Here is a 26,046-nt window from a genome sequence, read left to right on the forward strand (position 1 = left end):
TCGCTCACGGCTTTGTTTATAATGTCCGTTTTGTTTCAGACAATTCGATACGGCATGCAACCTGATCCCGCAGAAATTGACCGCTTTTTAGCCGAAGATATCGGTGATGGCGATTTGACGGCCAATATCATTCCCGAAGCGATACAAGCCAGCGCGACAGTTGTCACTCGCGAGGGCATGGTGTTATGCGGTGGCGCTTGGTTCGATGCCGTGTTCGAACGGCTTAGCCCGCAGTTGATGATCGAATGGGTGGTTAGCGACGGCGATTGGGTGGCCGCCGATACGGTACTGTGCCGCCTGAGCGGTCCGGCGAGAGCTCTGTTGACTGGAGAACGTACTGCGCTGAATTTACTGCAAACCCTGTCCGCCACAGCCAGCGTCGCCCGCGAATATGCCAATGCGGTGGCTGGCACCGGCTGTAAGGTGCTGGATACGCGCAAAACCTTGCCCGGCTTGCGGCTGGCGCAAAAATACGCGGTCCGGTGTGGTGGCTGTTTCAATCACCGGATCGGCTTGTTCGATGCCATTTTGATCAAGGAAAACCATATTTTGGCCGCCGGGTCCATAGCGGAAGCGGTGCGTGAAGCCAGGAGTCAGGCAAACGTGCCGGTAGAGGTTGAGGTGGAAAATCTGGACGAGCTTGAGCAGGCTTTGGCGGCAAGGCCTGATAGGGTCATGCTGGACAACTTTAGCGTGGCGGAACTGGTGGCGGCGGTCAGTCGCAATCAAGGCCAAGTCGAATTGGAAGCTTCCGGCAATATCACGCTGCAAAATATCCGTAGTGTCGCTGAGACCGGAGTCGATTTTATTTCGATCGGCGCACTGACCAAAAATATCAAAGCGGTGGATTTGTCGATGCGCATCGACATGCGCATCGGCTGATCCGATCTCGCAAGTTTGGTCAGTTGACCGCGTTCAGCATCTCGTTTTCGTAGAGCCGCAATTTTTTCCAGTTGGCGAATTTGCTGTCGTCGAATTGCGCATCGTGGTCAATGGCGTGTTCGTAGCAGCTACGGAACAGGCGAGCGGTTCTGAAGGCGTGCAATTCGTCGTCTGCAGTCACCGTTTCGACATTGCCTACCTGGAAGGTTTTGTTGCGGGATTTGCTGTCTTTGACCCAGAAAACCGTGTAACAAAGATAGCTTTTGTCCTTCCGATGGTCGAATTTGATGGTTCTGGAAACGCCGGTCACGCCGGTGGTTGTTTTATTTTTCGGCGGTTTCAGGAAACGGGTCTTACTGCCTTTCAGCACCACCAGCATCTGGTCGCGCCAAGTGATGGCGGCCTTCAGTGACTTGGTTTTGCTGCCCCACAATTTGTGAGAAAAATAACGGCTGCTCTCTTTGCCGCGGCGGACGATGCGGACTTGAAAGCCGAATGCGTCGGGTTCAGTGATGTGTTTTACTTTTGCCATACGTTGTAAACCAGGTGTTTGACAACAGCCCGCATAATGGTGAATAACAATGTACGCAGACCGTCTGTTATTTATGTAAGCCGTGGATTACACGTTAGCGCGAAATTTACTGTCTTGCAAGCGGAATTTGATGGGATTATTGGCCGATTACCAACTATTTTAGTGTAGAATAGGGTTCAGCCTTCTCGCAGAGGCGGAAAAAAGGTCTTAACCTTCTGTTTTATAAATAAATATGGAGAAATTCGATGAGCGTTTTAGTAGGTAAGCAAGCCCCTGATTTTACAGTTCCTGCGGTGTTGGGCGATGGCCAAATTGTTGATTCTTTCAGCTTTTCTGAAGCAACTCGTGGCAAGTATGCGGTACTTTTCTTCTATCCGCTGGACTTCACTTTCGTTTGCCCTAGCGAATTGATCGCTTTGGATCACCGTATCGACGAATTCAAAAGCCGCGGCGTCGAAGTCATCGGCGTTTCCATCGATTCGCATTTCACCCACAACGCCTGGCGTAACACTCCGGTCAACCAAGGCGGTATCGGCCCGGTCCGTTATACCCTGGCGGCCGACCTGAAACATACGATCGCACAAGACTACGATGTCGAATCCGCCATCGGCGTGGCTTATCGCGGTAGCTTCCTGATCGACAAGGCCGGCGTAGTACGTCACCAAGTGGTTAACGATCTGCCGCTGGGCCGTAATTTCGACGAGATGCTGCGCATGGTCGACGCGCTGCAATTCCACGAAGAGCACGGCGAAGTCTGCCCGGCCGGTTGGAACAAAGGCGACGCCGGTATGAATGCCAACCCAGCGGGTGTGGCTGAATATCTGAGCAAAAATGCTGACAAATTGTAAGCGTTAGCCGGCATCGAAAAGCAGGGCGTATCGTTTCGGTGATACGCCTTTTTTTTGCCCTGAAGAATTTGCAGAGGCGGTGAGCCAACTGCACTAGCCAGCCGAATTATTGCTTGCCTGTCTGACCAATGCTAAGGTGCCGCGAATGGCATGTGATTCGACTCGACCTTAAACGGCGGATGGCGCAAATTACCGGAATACTACTGGCGGCGGGAGCGAGCCGACGCTTCGGCGGCGATAAACTCAGTTATACCCTTCCCAACGGCTCAGCCGTTGTCGAGCAAGCGTGTCGTAATTTAGGTCAAGCCGTGGATCGGGTGTTAGCCGTGGTGCGTCCAGGGGCCGATGTTGTCGCCGAGGCGCTGAAAGCAGCTGGAGCTCGGGTTGTGGTCTGCGCAGAAGCCGATAGCGGCATGGGCGCAAGTTTGGCTTGCGGGGTTGCGGCCAGCGCCGATGCCGATGCCTGGCTGGTCGCGTTAGCGGACATGCCTTGGATTGCGCCGCAAACCGTTGCTTCGGTAGCGGATGCGTTGCGAAACGGCGCGGCAATCGCTGCCCCCTGCCGACAAGGCCGGCGTGGCCATCCGGTCGGATTTGCCCGGCATTTGGCCGCCGATTTGCTCGCTTTGCACGGCGATAACGGGGCGAAGAGCGTAATCGAGCGCTACCGGGCGCAATTGCAATTGGTCGAAGTCGCCGATCCCGGTATTCTGCGCGATATCGATACGCCGACCGATCTTATCCAACTATAAAAAAACCGCGTGATTCCCGACATACTCGACTTGCAACTTTCGTTGCGTAAACAACGCCAGCCTTACGTTTTGGCCACCGTTACCGAAATTCTGGGTTCGTCATCGGCAAAGCCGGCGGCGAAGGCATTGTTGGATCACGACGGCAAGGTCTTGGCCGGTTGGGTTGGCGGCGGCTGCGCGCAGTCCATGGTGGCTCGCGCCGCGTTGGAGTGTCTGAAAACGGGAGAGCCGTGCGTGATCGATATTGATTTGAACGATGAAATATTCGGCGCCGGCATGCCTTGCGGCGGCGCGATGCGGGTGTACGTGGAGCCGGTGCTGCCCAAGCCGCAGCTTTGGTTACTGGGCCACGGCCGCATCGTCGAGGCGGTGTGCGAATTTGCCCATCGGCTTGGCTTCGACGTGATCGTCGACGACCCGCAAGCTTGCGCCGACCGCTTCCCGGCTGCGACCAGGCTGATCGATGATGATGTCCGCTACCGCCAACTTCAGCCCGGTTCTGGCGATTTCGTTGTGATCGCAACCCACCATAAAGGCGATTACGATGCGCTGAGCCAGGCGTTGCATTCCGAAGCCTGTTACATCGCGCTGGTTTCCAGCCGGAAAAGGGCGAAATTGGTGCTGGATCGACTGGCTGGCGAGGGCTTCTCTCAGACTACATTAGCCGCAGTCAGAGCGCCGGCCGGCCTGGATTTGGCGGCGAAATCGCCGGAAGAGATCGCCTTGTCCATCGTCAGCGAAATGGTCGCGCTTCGTCGCGGCGGTAGCGGCTTGCCGCTGAGTCGGGCCATAGCACCGGCCTGATCCGCCGACCTTTACCGGTCGCAAGCCGGCGTGTAACATCCTCGGCCAATTCCGGTGTAGCCACGTTCTTACCGCGTCCAACGAACCCAGGGGAGTGCCAGATGACCATACTCAACATCAACGGCAAAAGCCGAAAAACCCATTTGCCGCCCGACACGCCGCTATTGTGGCTGTTACGCGACGAATTGGGCTTGACCGGCACCAAGTTCGGTTGCGGTATCGCCATGTGCGGAGCTTGTACTGTACATATGGACGGCCAGCCGATCCGCGCTTGCGTGACGCCGATTTCGGCCGCAGAGGGCAAAGCCATCGTTACCATAGAGGCCATAGCTCAGGACGCCGTCGGTAAGAAGGTGCAGGATGCCTGGCTGGATTTATGCGTGCCGCAATGCGGTTATTGCCAATCGGGCCAGATCATGGCCGCGACTGCGTTGCTGAAGCAAAAGCCGCAGCCCGACGATGCCGACATCGATAAAGCCATGAGCGGTAATATCTGCCGTTGCGGTACCTACCCTAGAATCAGGGCCGCGATCAAACAGGTCGCTGCTAAAGCGGAGGTGCAGCCATGAACCGTTTGGCTCAGGATCTTGAGACTTCCGGCGTCAGCCCGGCCGACACCGATGGCTTTGAAATTGCCAACATCAGCCGCCGCGAGTTTTTGAAGGATTTAGCCTTGACCGGCTTGGTGTTGGCGGTCGGGGTGCCGCAGCTTTTGCAAGCCGACGAAACCGCCGCACCGGCGCAAGCCGAAAAGTTCGGCGCCGAGGCGATGCCGCATGGCTGGGTCGATAATCCTTTGGTATTCGTCGCGATTGCCGCCGACGGCGCCGTGACCATTGTCTGCCACCGCTCGGAAATGGGTCAGGGGGTGCGCACCAGTCTGCCGATGGTGGTCGCCGACGAAATGGAAGCCGATTGGGAGCGGGTCAAGGTGGTGCAAGCGCCTGGCGACGAGGTGCGCTTCGGCAACCAGGATACCGACGGCTCGCGCAGCACCCGCCACTTTTTTCTGCCGATGCGCCGGGTTGGCGCCGCCGCTCGGCAGATGCTGGAAACCGCAGCGGCCCGACATTGGCGGGTGGCGATCAGCGAAGTGCGGGCCGAGCGCCACGCCGTTTTGCATATACCGACCGGCCGCACCCTGGATTACGGCCCATTGGCCAAAGCTGCCGCGAAATTGCCGGTACCGGCGCGCGATAGCCTGCGCTTGAAAACTGCCGACCAGTTTCGTTACATCGGCAAGGGCAAGCAAGGTTTGTACGACGGTCGGGACATCGTGTCCGGCGCGGCGCAATACGGTATCGATATTCAGTTGAAAGATATGCTGTATGCCGTTGCCGCGCGGCCGCCGGTGCTGGGCGGTAAAGTGGTGAGCTACGACGCCAGCGCGGCCCTGAAAGTCCCCGGCGTGGTTAAAGTCGTGGAATTGCCGAGCAGTCCGTTGCCGGCCGATTTCAATCCGCTGGGCGGCGTTGCGGTGATTGCGCGCAATACCTGGGCGGCGATCCAGGGCCGTAAGGCCTTGAAGATCGAATGGGACCACGGACCGCACGCCGGCTACGATTCCGCCGCCTACAAGGCCGAATTGGAGGCAGCGGTGCGGGCGCCGGGCAAAGTGGTGCGGAACGAGGGCGACGTCGATACAGCGTTGCAAAATGCGGCCAAACGCCTGGAAGCCGAATATTACGCGCCGCATCTGGCGCAGGCGCCGATGGAACCGCCGGCCGCGACGGTGCGTATCGCCAACGGCGCCTGCGAAGTCTGGACCTGCACCCAAGCGCCGCAACTGACTCGCGAGCGGGTCGCCAAATGGTTGAAATTGCCGGTGGCGAAAGTCACGGTGCACGTCACGCTGCTCGGCGGCGGGTTCGGTCGCAAATCCAAACCGGACTACGTGATCGAAGCGGCTTTGTTGTCCAAGGCAATGCGCGGCAAGCCGGTGAAAATGACCTGGACTCGCGAAGACGATCTGCGCCATTCCTATTTTCATACCGTGTCGCTGGAGCGGCTGGAGGCCGGCCTGGATGCCGCCGGCAAGCCGGTGGCTTGGCTGCACCGCACCGCGGCGCCGTCGATCTCGTCGACCTTCGGTCCCGACAGCAAACAGCAGATGCCGGTGGAACTGGGCATGGGCGTTATCAATAACCCGTTCGCGATTCCGAACTTGCGGATCGAGAATCCGCCGGCCGCCGCCCATACCCGGATCGGCTGGTTTCGTTCTGTGTCGAATATTCCGCGCGCGTTCGCGATTCAATCCTTCGTCGCCGAACTGGCCGCCGCGGCCGGACGCGACCACCGCGATTTTCTGCTGGAACTGCTCGGCCCGGATCGCCGGATCGATCCGCGCGACCTGAAAGACATGTGGAACCAGGGCGAATCACCGGTTTTGTATCCGCTGGATACCGGTCGTTTGCGGCGGGTGATCGAAACCGCGACCCGCGAGGCCGGTTGGGGCCGGCCGGCTCAAGCCGGCCGCGGTTTGGGTTTGGCGGCGCATTACAGCTTCGTTACCTACGTGGCGGTGGTGGCTGACGTTGCCGTCGACGCCGGCGGCAAACTCAGCATTCCGCGGGTCGATATCGCCGTGGATTGCGGGCCGCAAGTCAATCCGGAGCGGATTCGCTCGCAATTGGAGGGCGCTTGCATCATGGGTGTCAGCTTGGCGACGCTGGGCGAGATCAGCTTCAAGGACGGTGCGGTAGTGCAGGATAATTTCCATACCTACCAATTGACCCGGATCGACGATGCCCCGCGCGAAATTCGGGTGCATTTGCTGCCGTCGGCGGAATACGACGCTCCGCTCGGCGGCGTCGGCGAACCCGGCGTGCCGCCGATCGCGCCGGCCTTGTGCAATGCGATTTTCGCCGCCACCGGCCAGCGCATCCGCCAGTTACCGATTCGCGACCAATTGTTGAAGGATTGAAGCGCTAGCGGTTGCGGTCCAGTTTACGGTAGCCGATCGCTTCGCTGAGGTGGGGGATTTCGATTGTCTTTGCGTCGGCCATGTCGGCGATAGTGCGGGCCAGTTTCAGGATGCGATGGTAGGCGCGATGCGACAAGCCGAATTTCTCCATGGCCTGCTCCAGCAATTGGTGGCCGGCGTCCGTCAGTTTGCATACGACTTTGACTTCGGCAGCCGTCAGTGCCGCGTTGGGTTTACCGCTGCGGGCATCAGCGATTTGCCGCGCCGCGACCACCCGGCGGCGGATGGTTTCGCTGCGTTCCTCGCCTTCCGCCGCGCCTTTGCGCAACATTTCCAGCGAGACTCGCGGCACTTCCAGGTGCATGTCGATCCGGTCCAGCAACGGCCCGGAGACTCGCGCCCGGTAGCGGGCGACTTGTTCCGAGGTGCAGCGGCAGCGGCCGGAGGCGTCGCCCAGATAGCCGCACGGGCAGGGGTTCATCGCCGCAATCAGTTGGAATCGGGCCGGAAAATCGGCTTGGCGATTGGCGCGGGATATCGTGATATGGCCGGTTTCCAGCGGTTCGCGCAACACTTCCAGCACTTTGCGGTCGAATTCGGGCAGTTCGTCCAAAAACAGCGCGCCGTTATGCGATAGCGAAATCTCGCCGGGTTTGGGGTTGCTGCCGCCGCCGACCAGGGCTGCGGCGGACGCGGTATGATGCGGTGCCCGAAACGGCGGTTGCCGCCAACGGCCGATGTCCAGACCATGGTCGCTGATCGAGGCGAGCGCGGCGGTTTCCTGGGCTTGTTGTTCGGTCAGTTCCGGCAGAATGGTCGGCAGCCGCGCTGCCAGCATCGATTTGCCGGTGCCTGGCGGGCCGAGCATCAGCAGATTATGTTGACCGCTGGCCGCGATTTCCAACGCCCGTTTGACGTGGTACTGGCCGTGAACGTCGGCGAAGTCGACTACAAAGGCCGCGGCGGTGCCGATTGTGCTCGGGGCGGGCGGTTCGATTGGCTTGTGTCCGCTCAAATGCGCGCAAACTTCCAGCAAATGTGCGGCCGGCAATAAGCCGGCGTCTTTGATTAAACTCGCCTCGGCAACGCAGCCAACTGGCAGAATCAGTTGCCTATGCGCGTCGCGGCAATGAATCGCCACTGGCAAGGCGCCGGGTATCGGCCGTAGCTCGCCACCCAGCGACAATTCGCCGATGCACTCGTATTCGGCCAACGAATTCTTCGGGATCTGGCCGGACGCGGCCAAAATCCCCAAGGCGATAGCCAAATCGAAGCGGCCGCCTTCTTTGGGCAGGTCGGCCGGCGCCAGATTGACCGTGATGCGTTGGATCGGAAATTCGAAATGCGAGTTGACGATCGCGCCGCGTACCCGATCCTTGCTTTCCTTCACCGCGGTTTCCGGCAAGCCGACGATGTTCAGCGCCGGTAAACCGTTGCTGACGTGGACCTCCACCGTTACCAACGGTGCGTCGATGCCGGACCGGCCCCGGCTGTAAACCACGGCCAGCGACATCGCTTATTCTGGCGACAGGCGCTGTTCCAGTTCGGCGATGCGTTGTTCCAGCTCTTCCAGGCGGGCGCGGGTTTTCGCCAACACGGCCTTTTGTACTTCGAATTCTTCGCGGCTGACCAGATCCAGTTTTGCCAAGCCGCTTTGCAGCAAGGCGTGGACGTTTTTTTCGACATCGTCCTTCAGGTTGGTCAGGCCGGGCGGAATGGCGCCGGCGATGCGCTCGGCTAAATTATCAATGGCTTTGGGATCGAACATGGTCATCACTCGTGGTCAATAAAGGGGTTGGGTGTCGGTAAATGGTCTCGGCAAATCTTGTCGGTATCATCCCGGTCTAGCGGTTGTTCGGTCAAGCCGCACTGGTAATGGTGCTGTTCCACTCGGAAATAATGGCAGGAACGGCACAAACCGAAACTTTTGGATTGGTTGACTTTTTGCAATAAGCCTAGCGCATTTTGCAAGGCCTCGCCCACACTGTCCACTTCCTGGCGGCTGATACGCGATTCGGCTTGCTTGAAGATGTCCAGCGGCTTCAATTCGTCGACCAAGCGTTTGCCGCTGGCAGTCAGGCTCAAATGGAAGATACGGCCGTCCAGCGTGTCGACCGACTTTTCCAAATACTGTTTGCGTTCCAGGATTTGGATGCTCTGTGACACGGTGCCCTTGGTCAGGCCCAGATATTCGGCAACCGCCGTATGCGTATTGCTGTAGCGGTTGCAGCGGGCCAAATATTCCAGAACCTGGCCGTGGACCGGTTGTAAGCCGATGGTTGCGTATTTTCGGCGTTCTTCCGAACGCAGTATGGCGCTGATCCGTTCGATCAGCTTGAAGGTTTCTAATTCATGCATCGGCCCGATTCTAACACAGGCCGGCCGGGCAGCCTTGAACTGCGGCCGGTCTGTGTCGGATAAACAGGCTTACATTAGTCGAGTTTGTCCATTTGGTCGCTCCAGTTGAGGTTATCGCGGACAAAATAACGGTATTCCGCCTGTTTTTGCAGATTCAACACGTACAGCGAGCGGCCGATGCCGCGCCGGCGGTAACCACCGTTTTCTTTGTCGACGATTTGATCGCGCCAGGCGCCGAAATTGACGTAGGTGAAGTTCTTGCGGGTCGGGCTGTCGATGTCGGCCTCGGCTTGCAGTGGGATATGGGTATGCCCCTCGCCGTGGATTTGGAAGCCCTGTTGCAATAGTGCTTCGTGAAAGGTCGGAAAGGCCAGCAAGTTTTTCAAACTGGCGCCGTCCTCGCTGTACACCGAGCTAGGCCGGATTCGTTCCAGCCAGTCCAGCACTTTCAGGACGCCACGCACGAACTGCAATTGAATGCGGTACATCAGGAAGGATTCGGTGAATTTCAGCCAGTATCTGGCCAGCGTCAAACCCAGGCGTTGCGAGCTTGGGGCGCTGGCCAGGGTATAGTCCCAATTCAGCCAGTCCTTCAAGGCTCGGAACAGCTGGTTTTCGATGATGTCGCGAATCCTGGCGTCGGTCGACGAACGGCTGGTTTCGTGCAGTATCCGGCTTACTGCGGCCGAACTGGGTCGGTACAGGTCCAACTCGTCCAAAATCCGGGTGATGCGGGCCAGATCCGGCGGAGCTGTGTCGGAGGTTTTGAATGCGTTCTCCAGCTCATCCTTGCTGCGCCAGATAAAGGTGGATAATACGCCGGCCGCCACGGTATCGCCGAAACAGGCTTCGGTGAACGGCCGGTAATTCAGCTTTTGCCAGGTTTTTGCTGCCCATCCGTCCTGGGTGTTCCAACCCGGCAGGCCGTCGGTGGCGGCGATGGCTAGACAATTGGCCCGGTCGCGCCACTGGCCGTGAGTGACGAACAGTCGCAAATCGGTGTCACCCCAGTAAAACGGCAGCCACGGCACGCTGTCGGCTGCGGTAAAGCGATCGGGGTCGCCGAAGTACATGTTGCCGATCCAGGCCCGGTATGCCGGTGTGAGTTCGCCAAGCGGCTGCCCCAGACAGTCTTCGTAAAACCGCTTCAGAATATCGGGATCGGCGAATATTTCCTTGTCGTGGTTGCCGAGCAATACCAGCACTTCCACCGTCGTAGGCGTGGTATCGGCACTGGTATTGAGCTTGCGTTTGGTTTTTTGGGCCTCGAGCAATTGCTTGGGAAGAGCTTTCAGGTGGTAGAAAAAACCGCCTGAATGCTCGCCTTTTGCCGGTGGCCGGTCGTGCAGAAGCAGAATCCCGTCCATGATCTTATGCAGGCATTCCTTGAATTCCGGCTTGCTGCGTTGCCACGGGTAAACCCCGGCTTCAGCCCAAACCGAGGTGCGGATCATATCCACGACATCGCCGTCCAATATCAGCGTCAATTGGTCGATGTGCTGGTTTTCGCAGGTGTCGGCCAGGTCGGAGAAAAAATCGGCCCAGACTGTTTCTTCGGCGCTTTGGGTGCCGACCGTGCCGTCGGTGAAATGGACGTCGCTAATTACGACGCAGAGCCGGTTCGAGGCCGTGCCGGAACCGGACGTTGCCGGTTGCAGCGTATCCAGCGTCAGCTGCAGATCTTCTTGGGTGATTGCCATGGTCGTATGCCTCAATTCCGGTGTTTGTTCAAAAATTCCACGAAGCGCGGAAACACGTCTTGCGCGGCGTTCTTACCCATGATGACGTCGGCATGGCCGTAGTCCGGGATCACGGCCAGCTCGTGGCGGCCCGGTACGATTTTTTCCAGGCGCTGGTGGCAGACGATGTTGGAGTCGCGGAACAGAGCGTTGTCCTGGCCGGCGACCAGCAGGCACGGGGTCTGGATGTCGGCGGCGTCGGCCAGATAGTTGTCCGGCAGGCTGCGGTAGCGCGGTTCGTTGGGCAGATACTTGACGGCGGTGTTGCCGGCGTTGACCATCTTCAACACGTGGCGGTAGTAATTGACTGAGCTGCCGCCGAACAGGTCGCCGCAGCGGCGGTGGGTGACGTCGTGCAGATTCTCGTGTTTGTACAGCACCGGAAATCCCCAGCCCCACATGAAACTCAGCATGTGGCATTCCGGCGAATCGCATTCGTGGTGGAAGGCCGAGATCGCCATCGCCAGCAATTTGCCGGCGCCGAAGCCGGGGTCGCGCCGCCAATGCGGATTCAGATAATCCACGCCCAAAATGTAATCGGCGGCCAACGGCCCCAAGTACAGTTTGATCTTGGCCGGTAGCGGCACGCACGGCGTCAGCGATACGCCGTTGGCGATCAGGCTGCGAATGCCGGTGACGGCTTTGCCGAACAGGCTCATGCTGAAGGCCAGCGCACCGAAGCAATGGCTGATCACATGGATCCTCACGTCCGGACCGACGGCTTGGCGCACGGTCGAGATCGCCGCCGGCATGTCGTACAAGGCCAGATCGTCGACGTTGTAGCGGTGGCGTTGCAGGTTGTACGAGTAGCGGTTGCTGATTCGGCCGTCCAGGGTCCAGACGTCGGTAAAGCCCTGGTCCAGCAGATAGCTGGTCAGGTTGTAATGTTCCGGCATGATGAACATGTCGCTGGCGGCAGTCAGGCCCGGAACCAGAACCACCACGTCGTTGCTCGGCGCCCGCTTGAAGCGCAACAGGCTCAAGCCCAGTCGGTCGGCGGTGGTGAACGGGTGGGTCGAGACTTCGGCATCCTTGACGCCTTCCAGCGTATACAACGGAATTTCGCGGACGAAGGCGCCCATTTTCGGCGTCAGCGCCGGTTTATAGACTTCCCACAAGGCGCCTAGGAAAAAGCCGCCGAAGCGTTCCACGGCGTGCAGCCGGTCGGCTAAGGTATCGCCGCTGGCGCGGATCGTGGTCAATTGTTTGGCGAAGTCCATGATCTCGATGTGCAGGATACCGGTGGCGTAGACCTTGGCTTTGGCTTCCTGGTCGGCTTCGACGTGGCCTTTGAACAGGTTAGTGAACAAGGTCGTGGTGTCGGCCCACAGATCCGGTCCGACATTGTCCTGGATTTGTTTGGCGCCGCTCAGCGTCAGCTTTTGGCCGTTGCTGTCGGTGAAAAACAGCCGGTACAGCATTTGTTTGCGGTTGGCGTCGGCACTGTCGACGAACAGGTTGAACACGCCCTGGTCGACAGTGCGACGGCCGCCGACCAGATCGCCTTCCACCCAGCCGATAGCGGCGGCCTGGTGGCGATCGTTATCCAAAAACGTATCCAGATCATCGCTCTGGATGGTCAGATGAAACATGAAGTAATGGCCGTCGGTCTTGCCTTGGTCGTAACCGTCTTGAAATGCAGTTTGGCCGGGGCTGAGGTAGCCTTTCATTTCTTCGGTGAATTCGAACGAAGTTTTTGCGTTGGAGTCAGTCATGTCTGTGTCCTCTGGCGATGGGGCTACACGCCCAGGCTGGCGTCGGGTGCAATGCCGGTGATGCCTTCGGCAATCCACTCGGCAGTAGCGGAAATGGTGGCGATCGGATTGGCGCCGACTGCGCTTGGCAGGATGGAGCCGTCGGCTATGTATAGGCCTTGGTAACCGAAGGCCTGGCCGCGGCTGAGCGGGTCGGCGGAGACCACGCCTTTCTCTACCGAGTCGGCCAGGATACAGCCGCCCAACGGGTGCACCGTTACGTTGTGTTTGACCGGCAACTCCCAAGTCGGCAATGGCAAAAACAGCTTGCCTTTGATAAAGGCGTTAAAGCGTTTGCCGGTGTCGAGAATGGCCTGATACAGGCCCATGCTGGTCTCTTGCGGCCAGTCCAGGTCGATGCGGCCTTCTTGGTTCAGGGTCAGGGTGCCGTCGCCGTTATCCAATCCCATGCAGAGCAGCACGCCGCTTTTCGAAGACAAGTCGTCTTTCAGGATTTCGTGCAGCGAAAAGCCCAGCGAGCCGTTCCAGATACCGTTGACCAGATATTTTTTCAGCCAGGCAATTAATGCCTTCGCCGCACGGACCAGTTTACGCAACAGACTGGTCGGGAAGGCGCCTTCGATATACCAAGCCAATGTGGCCGGGTAAGAGGCGTCTTCCATTATGAAGGCCCGGTTGCGCTGGAAACGGTCGAACAGGTGGTAGTCGGTGTATTGGGTTATCACCGGGCCATAGTTCGGATCGGCGTCCTTTTTGCCTTCGATTGCGAACGACAGAAAATCGCCGTTGCCGGAAAACCAGCGGCCCAGTTGCGCGCTTAATTTCGGCAACGTGCCGAATACGTCGCGGCAGCGCAGCAATAGCTCGTTGGTGCCGAAGGTGCCGGCCGATACGACCACGCGCCGCGCGGTAACGCTTTGCAATGTGTCTGCTTCCAGATCGCGGAACTCAACCCGATAGCCGTGTTCGCCGCCCGCTTGCGGGTCGTCGCGGCCGTCGGCACCGAGCGGGACGATTTTCTCGGCTTGGCGGTCGGTCTGGATCTGGCCGCCGTGGTGGTGTTCGCCGGCGTAGAGGTAGTTCAGGTCCAGTGTGTTCTTGGAATGGGTGTTGCAGCCGATATCGCACTCGCCGCAGTAGGTGCAGGAGGTTTGAGTGGCGCCGTAGCGGTTTTTCTCCTGGAGGCCGATGGCCAGTGGTTGCTCCCGGCCGTTGTAGCTGTAATCGTTGCCGAAAAATACGCAAATGTCGGCCAGCTTACTGGTGCGGTTGTCGTGGGCGGCGAATTCCTGAAACAGTTCGGTGCGGACGATTTGGCGGCGCGGATCGGTTTGCCAGGAAGGTACCGGCCGTGCCCCCAGCACTTGCTTGGCCACCCGGTAATAGGGCTGTAGCGTGTCTTGGTTTATCGCCGCGGGCCAGCCTTGTTCGAAGACGTGGGCCGGCGGCTCCAAAAACACGTTGGCATAAATCAGCGAGCCGCCGCCCAGGCCGGCCGAAATCACCGCATCCATTTTTTTGTAGTTGCGGATGTCGAACAGCCCGCGCAATTTCTTGTCCTGAATGTGTTTGGGCCGCTTCACCCCGTTGCCGTCGATGCTCCAGAAACTGTCGGCAATTTGTTTCGGCGAGCGGGCGAAAGACGCCATCGGATAGCGCCGTCCGCGTTCCAACAGCAAGACCTTGCTGCCCCATTTCTGCGCCAAGCGGCAAAAACTGATGGAGCCGCCGAAGCCGCTGCCGATGATGATGGCTTCGTAATCTAAATCCGGACCGGCCATTGATACCTCCTCGAGAAAGATTTTTTTATTATTATCGGGATTAGCCGAGTCCGCTTGTTAACTAGTTAACTTGCAAAAAGCCCAATATTACAAAGCCTTGCACAATGGTCAGCCGACGCGGCGGAGCCAGTATAGACCAATTGACAATTGACTTCGACGATTAACTGTGAACTTGTCGGGCGCCGATTCGGAGAGACGGCGTTATACTGCAAGCTCGATTAGTAATGCGTCAGGAGCAGGGTATGCAGAAAATAAAGGTGAATAATCCGGTAGTGGAAATCGACGGCGACGAGATGACCAGGATTATCTGGCGTTTCATCAAGGACAAACTGATCCTGCCTTATCTGGAATTGCCGATCGAATATTACGATTTGGGTATCGAGCACCGTGACGCCACCGACGACCAGGTGACAATCGATGCCGCCAACGCTATTAAAAAACACGGCGTCGGCATCAAATGCGCGACGATTACGCCGGACGAAGCCCGTGTCGAAGAGTTTGGTTTGAAAAAAATGTACAAATCGCCGAACGGCACGATCCGCAATATCCTGGACGGTACCGTATTTCGCGAACCTATCATCTGCAAAAACGTGCCGCGGCTGGTGCCGAACTGGACCCAGCCGATTTGTATCGGCCGGCATGCCTTCGGCGACCAATACCGCGCCACCGATTTTGTCACCAAGGGCAAAGGCAAATTGACGATCAGTTTTAAACCGGACAACGGCGGCCCTGAACAAAGCTACGAGGTCTACCATTTCGCCGGCGACGGTGTGGCGCTGGCGATGTACAACACCGACGAATCGATCGCCGGCTTCGCCCGTAGCTGTTTCAACGTCGCGCTGGACCGGGGCTGGCCGTTATACCTGTCCACCAAAAACACCATCCTGAAAAAATACGATGGCCGCTTCAAGGACATTTTCGAAGCCATTTACCAAACCGAATACAAAGCCCAATTCGCCGTCAAAGGTATTGTTTACGAGCACAAATTGATCGACGACATGGTCGCGTCGGCCTTGAAATGGAACGGCGCTTTCGTCTGGGCCTGTAAAAATTACGACGGCGACGTGCAATCGGATACCGTCGCCCAAGGTTTCGGTTCGCTGGGGCTGATGACTTCGACGCTGGTGACGCCGGACGGTATGATCATGGAGGCCGAAGCCGCACACGGCACCGTTACTCGCCATTACCGGATGCACCAGCAGGGTAAGCAGACTTCGACCAATCCGATCGCGTCGATCTTCGCCTGGACCCGCGGCCTGGCCTTTCGCGGCAAACTGGACGGCAACGCTCAACTGATCGATTTTTGCCACACGCTGGAAAAGGTCTGCGTCGATACCGTCGAGTCCGGGCTGATGACCAAAGATTTGGCGGTATGCATACATGGCGACGCGGTCGACGATTCGCAATATTTAACCACCGAGGCTTTCTTGGCGACATTGCAAACCAATCTGGAGCGCAGTTTGGCGTTGTAACCGATTTCCGATTTGGCCGATCCGGCTTTCCGGCTGGCCGGCCGAAACGAAAAAAATCTTGTCGGTCACGGATTTCGTCGGCTTGCGTTACCGTTTGATTTGCTTGATAAATAGCGAGTCGAAATCTGTTTGGCTTGTTTCGGAACGTGATTCAGCGCAATTAATCACGCAAATTTCACAGAGTTTATCTGGAAAACGGTGCTATGATCGCGCAACCTGATTGGGAATGCCGCCTTTTCGCCGTTCTGGCGATGCCGTTGCCCAACCGGGTACTGTAGCAATCCGATAACCGTTCTCCAAGGGAGTGGTTTGGCGGCAAAGAGGGTTGAGGAAGCGGTTTAGCCTACTCTTCAAAACTTGGCCGCCGGATAGAGGGGCTGACCGGAAACTTACAGTTGGAATGACCAACAATTTCCAGGAACCATGCCGCCCACAGCCGCCTCGCCAGCGGGCTAAGGACGAATCCGAGCCTGGCTTAGCGAGACGAGATTTCATGACATCTGCCAATCCCCACCTGCTCCACATCAAATACCGCCCCGATATCGACGGCTTGCGCGCCGTTGCCGTGCTTTCGGTCGTGGTGTTCCACGCCTTTCCCAACGGTTTGAAAGGCGGGTTTATCGGCGTCGACATTTTCTTCGTCATTTCCGGCTATCTGATTTCCAGCATCATTTTTCAGAATCTGGAGAAAGGTACCTTCAGTTTCGGCGAATTCTACGCCCGTCGGGTCAAGCGCATCTTTCCGTCGCTGATTCTGGTGTTGGCCGCCAGTTATGCGTTCGGCTGGTTTGCGCTGTTTGCTGACGAATACAAAGAGTTGGGCAAGCATATCGCCGCCGGAGCCGGCTTTGTCTCCAACTTTGTGTTGTGGGGCGAAGACGGTTATTTCGATTATTCGGCGGAAGCCAAACCGTTGCTGCATTTGTGGAGCTTGGGGATAGAGGAGCAGTTTTATATCGTTTGGCCCTTCCTGATTTGGCTGGCGTGGCGGCGGAATTTCAATATTTTGACCGTCACTGTACTGGTCGCGCTGGCGTCCTTTTATCTGAATATGCGGGGAATACGCTTCGACAGCGTAGCCACTTTCTATTCGCCGCAAACCCGTTTTTGGGAGTTGTTGTGCGGCAGTATGTTGGCCTGGCTCGCGCTTTACCGGAAAGGCGCTTATGCCCCTTTCCGGGCCAAACTCGATGGCTGGTTGGCGAGCGTGGTGTATCGCGAGACGCACGAAGCGGACGGCAAGACCCTGGCCAACGTTCTCTCGTTTATCGGTTTGTTTTTGCTGATTTACGGATTTTCCATCATCAACCGCAATTTTTACTTTCCCGGCAAATGGGCGGTGATTCCGATGCTGGGTGCGGTTTTGATCATCTCGGCCGGGCCGCAAGCCTGGTTTAACCGGATTGTTTTGTCCAACCGTCTGGCGGTTTGGGTCGGCGTGATCAGTTTTCCGCTTTATTTGTGGCATTGGCCTTTGCTGTCGTTTGCGCGGGTTTTGGAAACGGAAGTGCCCAGTGTCAATATCCGTTTGGTCGCGGTGGCGCTGTCCGTGCTTTTGGCATGGTTGACGTACCGCTTGGTCGAGCAGCCGATTCGTTTCGGCAAGGGCAATAAATCCAAAACGGTCGTTCTCATAGGGATGATGTTGATCATCGGCAATATCGGTTACTTCTCTTACTTGAAAGACGGTTTCGAGTTTCGCCAAGCCGACGCCCCCAGTAAGACCACGTTATTTGCAGACGTCAAAGGCACGGTGTTGTTCAATACGCCGGATGATTGGGTCGACGATATCTGCAAAGCGGAATTGGGCGCCAGTTACGAGTATCTGATTTGTCGTTTTACGACTTCGACCCCGAAAACCTTGGTCGTCGGCGACAGCCACGCTGCGCAATTCGTTTACGACTCGATATCGAAAGGGGCCAACGATTTGGCGTTGGTGGCGGTAAACGGTTGTTTGCCCTTTGCCGATTTGGTCGCTATCAATCCGTACGAAGAGTTCTCGGATAAGGCCTCGCGCTGCAGAGTCGTGATGCCGATTGTGATGAAAGTTCTCAGAGATTTTCCGTCGATCCAGCAAGTGGTGTTTGCCACCAGAGGGGCAATGTATGTCGATGGCTCCGGTTACGGCGATATCGAGAAGAAAAATACCTACCGCATCATCAAAGAGCCGAACGACTTGCTGCCGGAAAATTACAACCGGTTTATTTCCGGTTATGTGGCGTCGATTAACGAGATTCTGAAATTCGGCAAACAGGTGATTTTCGTCGAGGACGTTCCGGAAATAGGCGTCGAAGCCAGAAGTTGCGTTGAAGACCGGCCGATAAAAATTACCGACAAAGAGCGGCCGGATTGCAACGTGCCGCGCAAATCGTTCGACCAGAGAAATACCAATTACCGGCATGCGGTCGGCTCGATTAATGCTGCGACCGAAAACCGGATCAAGATTTTCCCGGCCTACGAATATTTGTGCGACGAATCATCGTGCGGAGCGGGCTTGGAAGACGGTGTGTCTTACTTCTACGATGACGACCATCTTTCCCTGCGCGGCAGTCATTATATTTTCGGTAAGTTCTCCGAGTGGCTGACTAAGGCGTCGCAAAAGAAATAATCCCAATTTCGCTCCGAGTTAAGACTAAAGCTGAATAAGGCTTGGCCGGGCGGTCGTTGACAGAATCAGCCGACCGGGCGGGCCGCGCGTTGGTCTTCCCGGTTGCCGATATCCGCAAAATTTCATTGTTTCCCAGTTACCTGCCGGCTTGGCGCGAAGATGCACTCGCCAACCGCTACGGCAGAGTCTGATCGGGCCGATAGATATCGGCGTCCCGCCCGTCACGCGGTTCGGTTTGTCAAATAGCGCGTTTCGTTTTAGAGTTTGTGCTCAGTTGCTCGGCAGGCCAATTGCCTTGCTGGGTTTGATCCGCCACCGGTCGAACACACACTATTGATTTCGGAAACGCCATGGACGAACAATTTCGCGGTAAGCACCAATACGGTTTATATGCGCAAAGCTTACTCTATCTGGCGTTGACGGCTTGTGCCTCAATAGGAGTCAGCCTGTCGCCCGGCGGCGGGGATCTTCTGCAATATATCACTCCGGCCGGATTTGGCCTTATCGCTTGGTATTGCGGATATGCCGGGGTAAAACACTATCGGGGCGGATTCTGGTTTTTGGGGGGTAACCTGTTTTTGGCTGTGGCGGTGTTCATGTGCTGGGTGGCTTACGATGGCTACCGCAGGGCCGACGCCAACGTCATGGTCGGGAGCTGCGCAGTCATTGGGCTTGCAGTGCTGGTGGCTTTGCCGTTGTTTTGGCAGGGCCATCAACGTCATCGCCGTTGGTGGCGGGCCGCCCACGGTTTTCCCGAATTCGAAGCTGTCGCCGAAGCAAATCCGGCACCGGCGCTGCCCCCAGACAATACTCTGCCGTTACTCTACCCTCCGCAACCCAACTGGCGCTTATTATTATTGATGGTGTTTAGCGCGATGCTATATGCGCCGTTTTTGATGTACCGCATTGCCAGCGACATGTGTGCTTTGGGCGGATCCCGCCTCAATCCGCGCCGCTGCGCTTGGCAGATGCTGGTTCCTCTTTACAACTTCAATGTGTTTTACCAAATGGCCGCGCAAGTTAAACGCTTGGCGCAAAAGCGCGGAATGGTTTTCAAGTTTTCGCCGCCCGTTCTGGCATTGATGTTAGTTGCTGCGACATTCGGCAATTTCGCCATGCCGCAGTTTTTATTCTTACTCGGTTGCATCCTGGCGGCATTGCCGTGGTTGATCTTGAATGCTTGGATGAACCGCTTGCGCGTCGCGCAGCCGGCGCAATGGCGCGCTCCGCTCGATCGATACACCTGGCGGCAGCGTAGTTTGTTTTTGGCCGGTATTCCGCTTATCGCGCTGGGTCTGCTCGGTAGCAAAGCCGAGTTCGCTTATTTCAAGGCGCCGGCCTTGGCCGCCGAGCAGCTGGTGTCCGGACCGGCCGCAGACTATGTCTTGACGATACCGGACCGGCAGTGGCGCGTGGTCGAGCGAGGAACTTTGTATTCCGACACCGATCTCGAATTGGTCAATCGAGTGACCGGCGAATGGGTCGTGGTGCGCATCAGTCCCAGCCAGCAGCAAACCCTGGACGGCTTCGTCGACCAGCGCCAGGCGTTGGTGGCGGCCAATTGGAACGATTACGAGGTGCAGGAGACGCGGCGCTTTACGGATGACGGCCAAAGTTTTCCGATGTCGCTGGCCCGATACAGCTACAAGGGGCCGGTGCCGTCGCGGGATTCGCCATTGCTGGTAGCGACGGTGTTGACCCCCGAAAAAGTGTTCGAAGTGGTCGGCCACGGCGGGAAACAGCCGAATGCGAGTGCGATGCAATTGGTCGAGAGTTTTCGGTTGGCCGTGGGTGGGAAGAAGTCATGAAAATAGTATGGATGCTGGTTGGATGCCTGTTGCACAGCGCAGGCTACGCGGCGGACACGGGCCGCGATTTGAAATTGGCCGGCTACGCGCCGAATTTGGTGCGCTGGGCGCCGACAGGCCAGCATTTGGAGTATGCCAGTCTCGCGCCGCAGCCGGAGCGGATCGAAGCATTAAAACAGCTCGGTTACGGCAGTGTGGCTGTCGATGAAACTCACCGGCTTTATCTCAGCCGCGACCGTCGGGTAGAGGAAACCGTCAGCGTTGCCCAATTGTATCTGACGGTAAAAGGCATAGAGAGCGACGGCAATAACGGTTTCTGGCTGGATGCCAATCACCAACGGGCCGACATCGAAGCAGCCTACGTGGTGCAACCGGATGGCGCGATTACCGATATCGACCCGAACACGCTGCAAGTCAATAACCAGAATGTCTACAATATTTTCACCGATACCGTATATGTGACGGTGCCGTTTGCCCGGCTCAGGCCGGGCAACATTGCGGTACTGCGCTACAAGATCGTGTCGGATCGCAACAAGTTGGCGATGGCTTGGGCGCGCAACTTGTTTCCGGCCAATTTTTATCCGTTGGAACGTTTCCGCGCTGAAGTCCGCTGGGACGGCCCGGCGCAGAAGCCGGCCTGGCAAACCGATTACCCCAAACTGACTTGTCGCGAAGGGTCGCAGGAAATGGTCTGTACCAGTACGGAAGCGGCAGCGCCGGTTCCGGTCGATAACCAGATGCCGTCGGCTTTCGACGTCTTGCCGGTTTTAGTGTTGGCTGAGCCCGCCAGTTGGGCGGCGGTTGCCGCGAGTATGGACAAACTTGCCGCACCGGCGTTGAGTCAGGACGCCAAAATCGAAGAGTTGGCGATGCAGCTCCGCGGCGACGCCAGCGATGTAAGGCAAATCGTGAGCCGCTTGAGTGGATTCGTCTCGCGCGAAATCCGTTACGTCGGCTTGGAGCGCGGCAACGGCAGTGTCATTCCCAGGCCGACTTCAGCGACGCTGGAGCGCCGCTTCGGCGATTGCAAGGATAAGACCATGCTGTTCGTTGACTTGGCGCGTCATGCCGGGCTGGATGCCTATCCGGTGTTGGCCTCTACCGGGCGCATGTCGCTGACCAAACTGCTGTTGCCGAGCGGCGTGTATTTCAACCACATGTTGGCCTGCGTGAAATCGGTGCAGGCCGGCGAGATTTGCGTGGACCTGACCGATCCCGACACCGGCGGCGGTCATCTGCCTTACGCCTTGCAGGGGAGTGTCGCTTTGGCAGTCGGCCGCGACGCGGTCGCTCCGCATAAACTCGGCAGCGAACCGTTTACCTGGGTGGAGCAAACCAAGGCCGATAACCGGTTGATCGGTGACGGCAGTGTGCAGGAAAGCCTGGCCCGGACCTACGACACGCACTGGGCTGCGGAATTACGGCGTTCGTTGTCGGCGAAACCGCGGGAAGAGCGCGAGCGCTGGCTGCATGAAGATTACCGGTCGGTGATGGGCGACAAGGCCAAGCCCGAGTTCAGTGCGCAAGGATTGGAGGCGGTCGATTCCGGCGTCACGCTGGCGTCGAGCGCCGAATATCGGAATGTATTCGATCCGGCGATGCTCAAAATCTACCGTGACGTTGAACCCTGGTTGAATTCGTTGGTGAAAGACGTCAAGTCCCGGAATAAGTATTATCCGTACGCCTTTAAGGGCATTCATTACCGGAGCGAAATCCGTTACCAGTTGCCGGCCGGGAGAAGCGTCGGCAATGTCGGTCCGAAAGCCGATTACCTGTCGCCCTGGGGCGCGCTGCATCGGTATTACCGCCAGGAGGGGAATAGTGTGACCGCGTATACCGACCTGCAAATGCCGAGGGCGGACGTGCCGGTCGAAAAATTGGCCGAATTCAACCGCTTTCTGGAATTGGCCGGTCAGGAAACCCGAATCTCGTTCACGCTGCGGGCAGCGGATTCGGCGCCGCGCTAGGCTCGGTTCCGCGAATTCGTCGGCTGTTGTCGGCGCCTTTTGAAAATCCCGCCGCGACAAGGTAGGCTAGCTGCCAAAGCCGATTGGATCACGCCGAGTATGACTAAAAGAAACCTGATAATTCTCGCCGCCCTGTTGTCGGCCGGTATCGCGTTTATCTACGCCCGCCGCCCGCCGCTACTGGAAGTCGATACCTATACGCTGGCGGAGGGCGAAGTCAGGGCTAGCGTCTCCAATACCCGGGTCGGCACCGTCAAAGCCTGTCGCCGCGCCTATTTGGCGCCTGCCACCGGTGGTCAAGTCGCGGCATTGCATGTCAAGGAGGGTGCCAAGGTTGGCCAGGGCCAGGTTTTGCTGGAAGTCTGGAATCAGGATTTGAAAGCCCAGGTCGCATTGCAAAAGGCGCAAATCGCGGCCAGCCGGGCCAGTGCCGAACAGACTTGTCAGTTAGCCGGAGGGGCCGAGCGCGAGGCGGCGCGGATGACTAAGTTGCGACAGCGCAATAACGTCGTGTCGGAAGAGCAAGTCGATAAGTCGCAGACCGGCGGCAAATCGCAGCGCGCGGCATGCGGGGCTGCGTTGCGGAATATCGAAGTCGCCGAAGCGCAATTGGGCGTTGCCGAAGCCGCGGTGCAACGTACCTTGGTCAAGGCGCCTTTCGACGGCACGGTTGCGGAAGTCAATGCCGAGTTGGGCGAATTCGTGACACCTTCGCCGCCCGGCATTCCGACGCTGCCGCCGATCGATTTGCTCGATGTCAGTTGCCTGACCGTATCGGCGCCGATCGACGAAGTCGACGTGGCCCGGATCAAAACCGGTATGCCGGCTTGCGTTTCGCTCGATGCGTTTCCGGATAAACGTTGCTCAGGCATCGTCACGCGAGTTGCACCGTACGTGTTGGAAAAAGAAAAGCAGGCGCGGACCGTGGAAGTGGAAGTGACCTTGCGCGACCCGAAAGACTTGGCCGAATTGTTGCCCGGCTACAGTGCCGATATCGAAGTGTTGCTGGCCGGTAAGGACAAGGCGCTCCGGTTGCCGGCCGAAGCCATTCTGGAAGGCAATCGCGTGTTGCTGGTCGGTGCCGACAACGTATTGCGCGAACAGCGCTTCGAGCCAGGGTTGACCAATTGGAACTACACTGAGGTGCTGAGCGGACTGCGGGCCGGCGACCGGGTGGTATTGTCGGTGGGCAAGGAAGGCGTAGCGGCAGGCGTGACGGTGCGGGCCAAACCATGATCCGGCTCAGCGGCATCGAACGCCGGTTCCAGGTCGGCGAGCAGACCGTGCATGCGCTGAATGGTATCGATCTGGCTGTTAAGGCCGGCGAGTACATTTCGGTGATGGGGCCCTCCGGTTCCGGTAAATCGACGCTGCTGAACATCATCGCCTTGCTGGACCAACCCTCTGCCGGCCGATATTGGCTGAACGGCCGCGACGTCACCTGCCAGAGCGACAACGAGTTGGCTCACACTCGGCGGGATAATATCGGTTTCGTATTCCAGTTCTTTCATTTGATTCCGCGCCTGACTGCGGCCGAGAACATCGAAATGCCGCTGATTCTGGCCGGAATAGACCCCACGCGCCGCCGCGAGCAGGTGCAGCAGGCGCTCGCCGAGGTTAACCTGAGCGATCGAGCCGAGCATCGTCCCAATCAGTTGTCCGGCGGTCAATTACAGCGTATTGCGATCGCCCGGGCCATGATCATGCGGCCGCCGATTTTGTTGGCGGACGAGCCGACCGGCAATCTGGATAGCAAGGCCGGCCAGGACATCATCAATTTGTTGGAAGAGTTGAATCGGCAGGGGGTGACGCTGATGGTGATTACCCACGACCAGCAAATCGGCGGGCGTGCCGGACGCCGGTTGAAAATTGTCGACGGCCGCTTGGCCGATTAGGCCGGAATCAACGCAGAAAAGGCAGCAATACGCCGAATACGGCGATTAGCGCCGCGCCGAGCAAAGCGCTTTGGGCCGGAATTTGGTCGAACAGGGTCACGGCCCAGGCCAGACTCAAAACCGGTGCCAAATAACCGACCGAACTGACCAGGGCTGCGGGCGCCCGCTGATAGGCGCGGGTCATGAAATGTTGGGCGCCGCTGCCGAATACGCCGACCAATCCCAATAAGCCCCAAGACGGGTAGTCCCGCGGCAGCTCGGCGCCGAACGTCGCAAAATAGACTGCGTGCAGCGGCAGTGCGACCAGGCAAAAATAGAAAATCACCGTCTGCGGCGCGTTGCTGCGACCGGCCCGGGCCACCATCAGAAACGCCAGGGCAGAGAGGAGGCCGGATAACAAGGCCATGGATTGGCCGAGTAGATTGTGGCTGTCGTGCATATCGAACAGCAAAGACACTCCGGTAAATGCGCCGATAATCGCCAGCCAGACTCTTAAGGAGTTGTGCTGGCCGAGCACCAGCGGCCCGAGCAATGCGACAAACACACCGCTACTGGCGGTTAAAAATGCGCTTTCGCCGGGGCCGATGCGCACGATTGCGGCGAACGACAACATTAATGCCGCAGCGCCGAATAAGCCGCGTAACCACAGCGAGGGCCGGCCGTCGCCGAGCAGCGCCCTGGTTCGACCCCGGATCAAAGCCGGAAGCAGCAGGATCAGCAAATTGGCCAGAATCCGGAAAAAGCTGATCACGCCGGCCGGCAGCGTGGCATCGAAGACGCGGATGGCATAAACGCTGGCGTTCATCAGAGAAAACAACAGGCAAGCCAATACCATGTCCAGCAAGCCCCGGCGAATTCCGGACTTGCTGTTCGGCGACGGTAATGGATTCTTCACGCCGTCGCGTCCGGCTTAAACGGGACGGGCTCAACCGGATGCGGCGGTCTGGCGTTTGGCAATATGGCGGGGCGAGATTCCAAAATATTTGCTGAAGGCGGCGCTGAAGTTACTGGCGTGATTATATCCGACCAACTCCGCGGCCACATCGATTTGGCAGGTGCCGGCTTCCAAGATGCGGTAGGCGCTATGCATCCTAGTGTTCAGAACTATTCCGTAAGGTGTGTTCTCGAAATAATGGTGGAATAGTTTCTTTAATTTGAATGGATTGGTGCCGACGCGTTTGGCTAATTGCGCGACCGAAGGCGGCGAGCGAAACTCCTGAATTAAAATTGTGCGGGCCGCATAAGCCATGGCCCGGTCTTTTTCGGTAAAGCCCGACCGGTGATGAATGCTGTTTTGCCAGAGAGGATTTAATTCAGAGGCTAATATCGACATCGCTTGACCGTGCATGAACATGCGTTTTAACGGGGTCGAAACGTTGCAGGAAACTAATTGTTCGGCGGCGATTAGCGCCGTGCTGGAAATAGGTTTCTGGCTTAATAAATTAATGCCGCCGTTTTTAAATAAAGCTGCTGAAGCGTTTTCTCCGAGATATTGGTCCAGCCAGGTTTTGGTCAGAGAAAAACGCAATTGCCACATTTCGCATTCGGCTTGGTATTGGCGCTCCCCGTCACTGGCATTAAAAGCGGTAATCGAGGTATAGCCTTCGTTGAAAACGATTGCGGTGCCGCCGCGCTCGACGAAACGCGAGCAGCCCCGCATGCCTAGCGTTACTACCAGACGCGGCTCCTGCCGCTCGATCCGGGTCGAGACGGCCAAGTCCCGGTTTGGCCGGTAGCGGGTTTCGATAAAGCTCAAATCCGTGTCGAGTGGGAACACTGCCGAATGGCCACTACCGAGTGCGTCAGGTAAAGATTGCCGTAATTGGTCCGACAACTGTTGCGCCGGTAAATCGTGTTGATCGATTTTATATTGTCCGGTAGTTTTTATGGCAGCTTCCAGCATAATATCGGCCCTTATTAAACTGTGTTATTTGGCGTGGTTTTCGGTAATTTTATTGCGAA

General features: G+C 57.7%; 21 protein-coding genes. 12 read left to right on the forward strand and 9 right to left on the reverse strand.

Annotation, left to right across the window (positions count from 1 at the left end):
- Positions 1-54: 54 nt before the first annotated feature.
- Positions 55-882 carry a carboxylating nicotinate-nucleotide diphosphorylase gene (gene nadC, locus ACH518_RS05785; protein ID WP_445372208.1) on the forward strand — a complete coding sequence of 276 codons (828 nt, stop codon included), beginning with the start codon at positions 55-57 and terminating at the stop codon, positions 880-882.
- Between the two features lie 19 nt (positions 883-901).
- Here the strand turns inward: nadC and ACH518_RS05790 are convergent, their stop codons facing one another.
- The gene (locus ACH518_RS05790) at positions 902-1,414 is read right to left on the reverse strand and encodes a hypothetical protein (RefSeq protein WP_140914124.1); all 513 of its coding nucleotides are present in this window, start codon (positions 1,412-1,414) and stop codon (positions 902-904) included.
- A gap of 245 nt (positions 1,415-1,659) precedes the next feature.
- Between ACH518_RS05790 and ACH518_RS05795 the strand changes: the two genes are divergently transcribed.
- From ACH518_RS05795 to ACH518_RS05815, 5 genes are all read left to right on the forward strand, one after another.
- A complete protein-coding gene (locus ACH518_RS05795) occupies positions 1,660-2,262 on the forward strand; it encodes a peroxiredoxin (protein WP_278209826.1) in 603 nt (200 codons plus the stop codon).
- A gap of 152 nt (positions 2,263-2,414) precedes the next feature.
- Entirely contained in the window at positions 2,415-3,014 is a 600-nt protein-coding gene (locus tag ACH518_RS05800; protein WP_445372209.1) for a nucleotidyltransferase family protein, read from the forward strand.
- A gap of 9 nt (positions 3,015-3,023) precedes the next feature.
- Complete coding sequence (locus ACH518_RS05805) at positions 3,024-3,818, forward strand: XdhC family protein (protein WP_445372210.1); 795 nt, start codon at positions 3,024-3,026, stop codon at positions 3,816-3,818.
- A 101-nt stretch (positions 3,819-3,919) separates the two neighbouring features.
- Entirely contained in the window at positions 3,920-4,387 is a 468-nt protein-coding gene (locus ACH518_RS05810) for a (2Fe-2S)-binding protein (protein ID WP_278209823.1), read from the forward strand.
- Positions 4,384-6,741 (forward strand): molybdopterin cofactor-binding domain-containing protein, encoded by a 2,358-nt coding sequence (locus ACH518_RS05815; RefSeq protein WP_445372211.1) that lies wholly within the window; start codon positions 4,384-4,386, stop codon positions 6,739-6,741. The genes ACH518_RS05810 and ACH518_RS05815 overlap by 4 nt, the downstream gene beginning before the upstream one ends.
- A gap of 4 nt (positions 6,742-6,745) precedes the next feature.
- On the opposite strand, the gene ACH518_RS05820 is transcribed toward ACH518_RS05815, so the two are convergent.
- From ACH518_RS05820 to ACH518_RS05845, 6 genes are all read right to left on the reverse strand, one after another.
- Positions 6,746-8,254 carry a YifB family Mg chelatase-like AAA ATPase gene (locus tag ACH518_RS05820; protein ID WP_445372212.1) on the reverse strand — a complete coding sequence of 503 codons (1,509 nt, stop codon included), beginning with the start codon at positions 8,252-8,254 and terminating at the stop codon, positions 6,746-6,748.
- 3 nt (positions 8,255-8,257) lie between these two features.
- Positions 8,258-8,509 (reverse strand): ubiquinone biosynthesis accessory factor UbiK, encoded by a 252-nt coding sequence (ubiK, locus tag ACH518_RS05825; RefSeq protein ID WP_140914118.1) that lies wholly within the window; start codon positions 8,507-8,509, stop codon positions 8,258-8,260.
- Positions 8,510-8,514: 5 nt separating this feature from the next.
- Entirely contained in the window at positions 8,515-9,099 is a 585-nt protein-coding gene (locus ACH518_RS05830) for a MarR family winged helix-turn-helix transcriptional regulator (protein WP_140914117.1), read from the reverse strand.
- A 74-nt stretch (positions 9,100-9,173) separates the two neighbouring features.
- A complete protein-coding gene (locus tag ACH518_RS05835; protein ID WP_445372213.1) occupies positions 9,174-10,799 on the reverse strand; it encodes a hypothetical protein in 1,626 nt (541 codons plus the stop codon).
- Positions 10,800-10,810: 11 nt separating this feature from the next.
- Positions 10,811-12,553, reverse strand: coding sequence for an alpha/beta fold hydrolase (locus ACH518_RS05840; protein ID WP_445372214.1), 1,743 nt, complete (start codon positions 12,551-12,553; stop codon positions 10,811-10,813).
- A gap of 23 nt (positions 12,554-12,576) precedes the next feature.
- The gene (locus tag ACH518_RS05845; protein ID WP_445372215.1) at positions 12,577-14,334 is read right to left on the reverse strand and encodes a GMC family oxidoreductase N-terminal domain-containing protein; all 1,758 of its coding nucleotides are present in this window, start codon (positions 14,332-14,334) and stop codon (positions 12,577-12,579) included.
- Positions 14,335-14,576: 242 nt separating this feature from the next.
- On the opposite strand from ACH518_RS05845, the gene ACH518_RS05850 reads away from it, so the two are divergent.
- The 6 genes from ACH518_RS05850 (at position 14,577) to ACH518_RS05875 (ending at position 24,084) form a co-directional block, all read left to right on the forward strand.
- Positions 14,577-15,806 carry an NADP-dependent isocitrate dehydrogenase gene (locus tag ACH518_RS05850; protein WP_445372216.1) on the forward strand — a complete coding sequence of 410 codons (1,230 nt, stop codon included), beginning with the start codon at positions 14,577-14,579 and terminating at the stop codon, positions 15,804-15,806.
- A gap of 493 nt (positions 15,807-16,299) precedes the next feature.
- Positions 16,300-18,414 (forward strand): acyltransferase family protein, encoded by a 2,115-nt coding sequence (locus tag ACH518_RS05855; RefSeq protein WP_445372217.1) that lies wholly within the window; start codon positions 16,300-16,302, stop codon positions 18,412-18,414.
- 350 nt (positions 18,415-18,764) lie between these two features.
- Positions 18,765-20,222 carry a hypothetical protein gene (locus tag ACH518_RS05860; RefSeq protein WP_445372218.1) on the forward strand — a complete coding sequence of 486 codons (1,458 nt, stop codon included), beginning with the start codon at positions 18,765-18,767 and terminating at the stop codon, positions 20,220-20,222.
- The gene (locus ACH518_RS05865) at positions 20,219-22,189 is read left to right on the forward strand and encodes a DUF3857 domain-containing transglutaminase family protein (protein ID WP_445372219.1); all 1,971 of its coding nucleotides are present in this window, start codon (positions 20,219-20,221) and stop codon (positions 22,187-22,189) included. The genes ACH518_RS05860 and ACH518_RS05865 overlap by 4 nt, the downstream gene beginning before the upstream one ends.
- Positions 22,190-22,288: 99 nt before the next feature.
- Positions 22,289-23,425 (forward strand): efflux RND transporter periplasmic adaptor subunit, encoded by a 1,137-nt coding sequence (locus tag ACH518_RS05870; RefSeq protein WP_445372220.1) that lies wholly within the window; start codon positions 22,289-22,291, stop codon positions 23,423-23,425.
- A complete protein-coding gene (locus ACH518_RS05875) occupies positions 23,422-24,084 on the forward strand; it encodes an ABC transporter ATP-binding protein (RefSeq protein ID WP_445372221.1) in 663 nt (220 codons plus the stop codon). The genes ACH518_RS05870 and ACH518_RS05875 overlap by 4 nt, the downstream gene beginning before the upstream one ends.
- 7 nt (positions 24,085-24,091) lie before the next feature.
- On the opposite strand, the gene ACH518_RS05880 is transcribed toward ACH518_RS05875, so the two are convergent.
- Together ACH518_RS05880 and ACH518_RS05885 are read right to left on the reverse strand one after the other, a co-directional pair.
- The gene (locus ACH518_RS05880; RefSeq protein WP_445372222.1) at positions 24,092-24,979 is read right to left on the reverse strand and encodes a DMT family transporter; all 888 of its coding nucleotides are present in this window, start codon (positions 24,977-24,979) and stop codon (positions 24,092-24,094) included.
- A gap of 30 nt (positions 24,980-25,009) precedes the next feature.
- Positions 25,010-25,987, reverse strand: a complete 978-nt coding sequence (locus tag ACH518_RS05885) for a helix-turn-helix transcriptional regulator (protein WP_445372223.1) — start codon at positions 25,985-25,987, stop codon at positions 25,010-25,012.
- Positions 25,988-26,046 lie beyond the last annotated feature (59 nt).

The organism is Methylomonas sp. HW2-6, from assembly GCF_052474525.1.

Bases quoted from the DNA above. Each gene is read 5' to 3' on its own strand.
- ACH518_RS05875 (WP_445372221.1), top strand. From the start codon at position 23,422: ATGATCCGGCTCAGCGGCATCGAACGCCGGTTCCAGGTCGGCGAGCAG.
- ACH518_RS05885 (WP_445372223.1), bottom strand. From the start codon at position 25,987: ATGCTGGAAGCTGCCATAAAAACTACCGGACAATATAAAATCGATCAA.
- ACH518_RS05845 (WP_445372215.1), bottom strand. From the start codon at position 14,334: ATGGCCGGTCCGGATTTAGATTACGAAGCCATCATCATCGGCAGCGGC.
- ACH518_RS05835 (WP_445372213.1), bottom strand. From the start codon at position 10,799: ATGGCAATCACCCAAGAAGATCTGCAGCTGACGCTGGATACGCTGCAA.
- ACH518_RS05840 (WP_445372214.1), bottom strand. From the start codon at position 12,553: ATGACTGACTCCAACGCAAAAACTTCGTTCGAATTCACCGAAGAAATG.
- ACH518_RS05850 (WP_445372216.1), top strand. From the start codon at position 14,577: ATGCAGAAAATAAAGGTGAATAATCCGGTAGTGGAAATCGACGGCGAC.
- ACH518_RS05865 (WP_445372219.1), top strand. From the start codon at position 20,219: ATGAAAATAGTATGGATGCTGGTTGGATGCCTGTTGCACAGCGCAGGC.
- ACH518_RS05860 (WP_445372218.1), top strand. From the start codon at position 18,765: ATGGACGAACAATTTCGCGGTAAGCACCAATACGGTTTATATGCGCAA.
- ACH518_RS05870 (WP_445372220.1), top strand. From the start codon at position 22,289: ATGACTAAAAGAAACCTGATAATTCTCGCCGCCCTGTTGTCGGCCGGT.
- ACH518_RS05820 (WP_445372212.1), bottom strand. From the start codon at position 8,254: ATGTCGCTGGCCGTGGTTTACAGCCGGGGCCGGTCCGGCATCGACGCA.
- ubiK (WP_140914118.1), bottom strand. From the start codon at position 8,509: ATGTTCGATCCCAAAGCCATTGATAATTTAGCCGAGCGCATCGCCGGC.
- ACH518_RS05810 (WP_278209823.1), top strand. From the start codon at position 3,920: ATGACCATACTCAACATCAACGGCAAAAGCCGAAAAACCCATTTGCCG.
- ACH518_RS05830 (WP_140914117.1), bottom strand. From the start codon at position 9,099: ATGCATGAATTAGAAACCTTCAAGCTGATCGAACGGATCAGCGCCATA.
- ACH518_RS05790 (WP_140914124.1), bottom strand. From the start codon at position 1,414: ATGGCAAAAGTAAAACACATCACTGAACCCGACGCATTCGGCTTTCAA.
- ACH518_RS05815 (WP_445372211.1), top strand. From the start codon at position 4,384: ATGAACCGTTTGGCTCAGGATCTTGAGACTTCCGGCGTCAGCCCGGCC.
- ACH518_RS05855 (WP_445372217.1), top strand. From the start codon at position 16,300: ATGACATCTGCCAATCCCCACCTGCTCCACATCAAATACCGCCCCGAT.
- nadC (WP_445372208.1), top strand. From the start codon at position 55: ATGCAACCTGATCCCGCAGAAATTGACCGCTTTTTAGCCGAAGATATC.
- ACH518_RS05795 (WP_278209826.1), top strand. From the start codon at position 1,660: ATGAGCGTTTTAGTAGGTAAGCAAGCCCCTGATTTTACAGTTCCTGCG.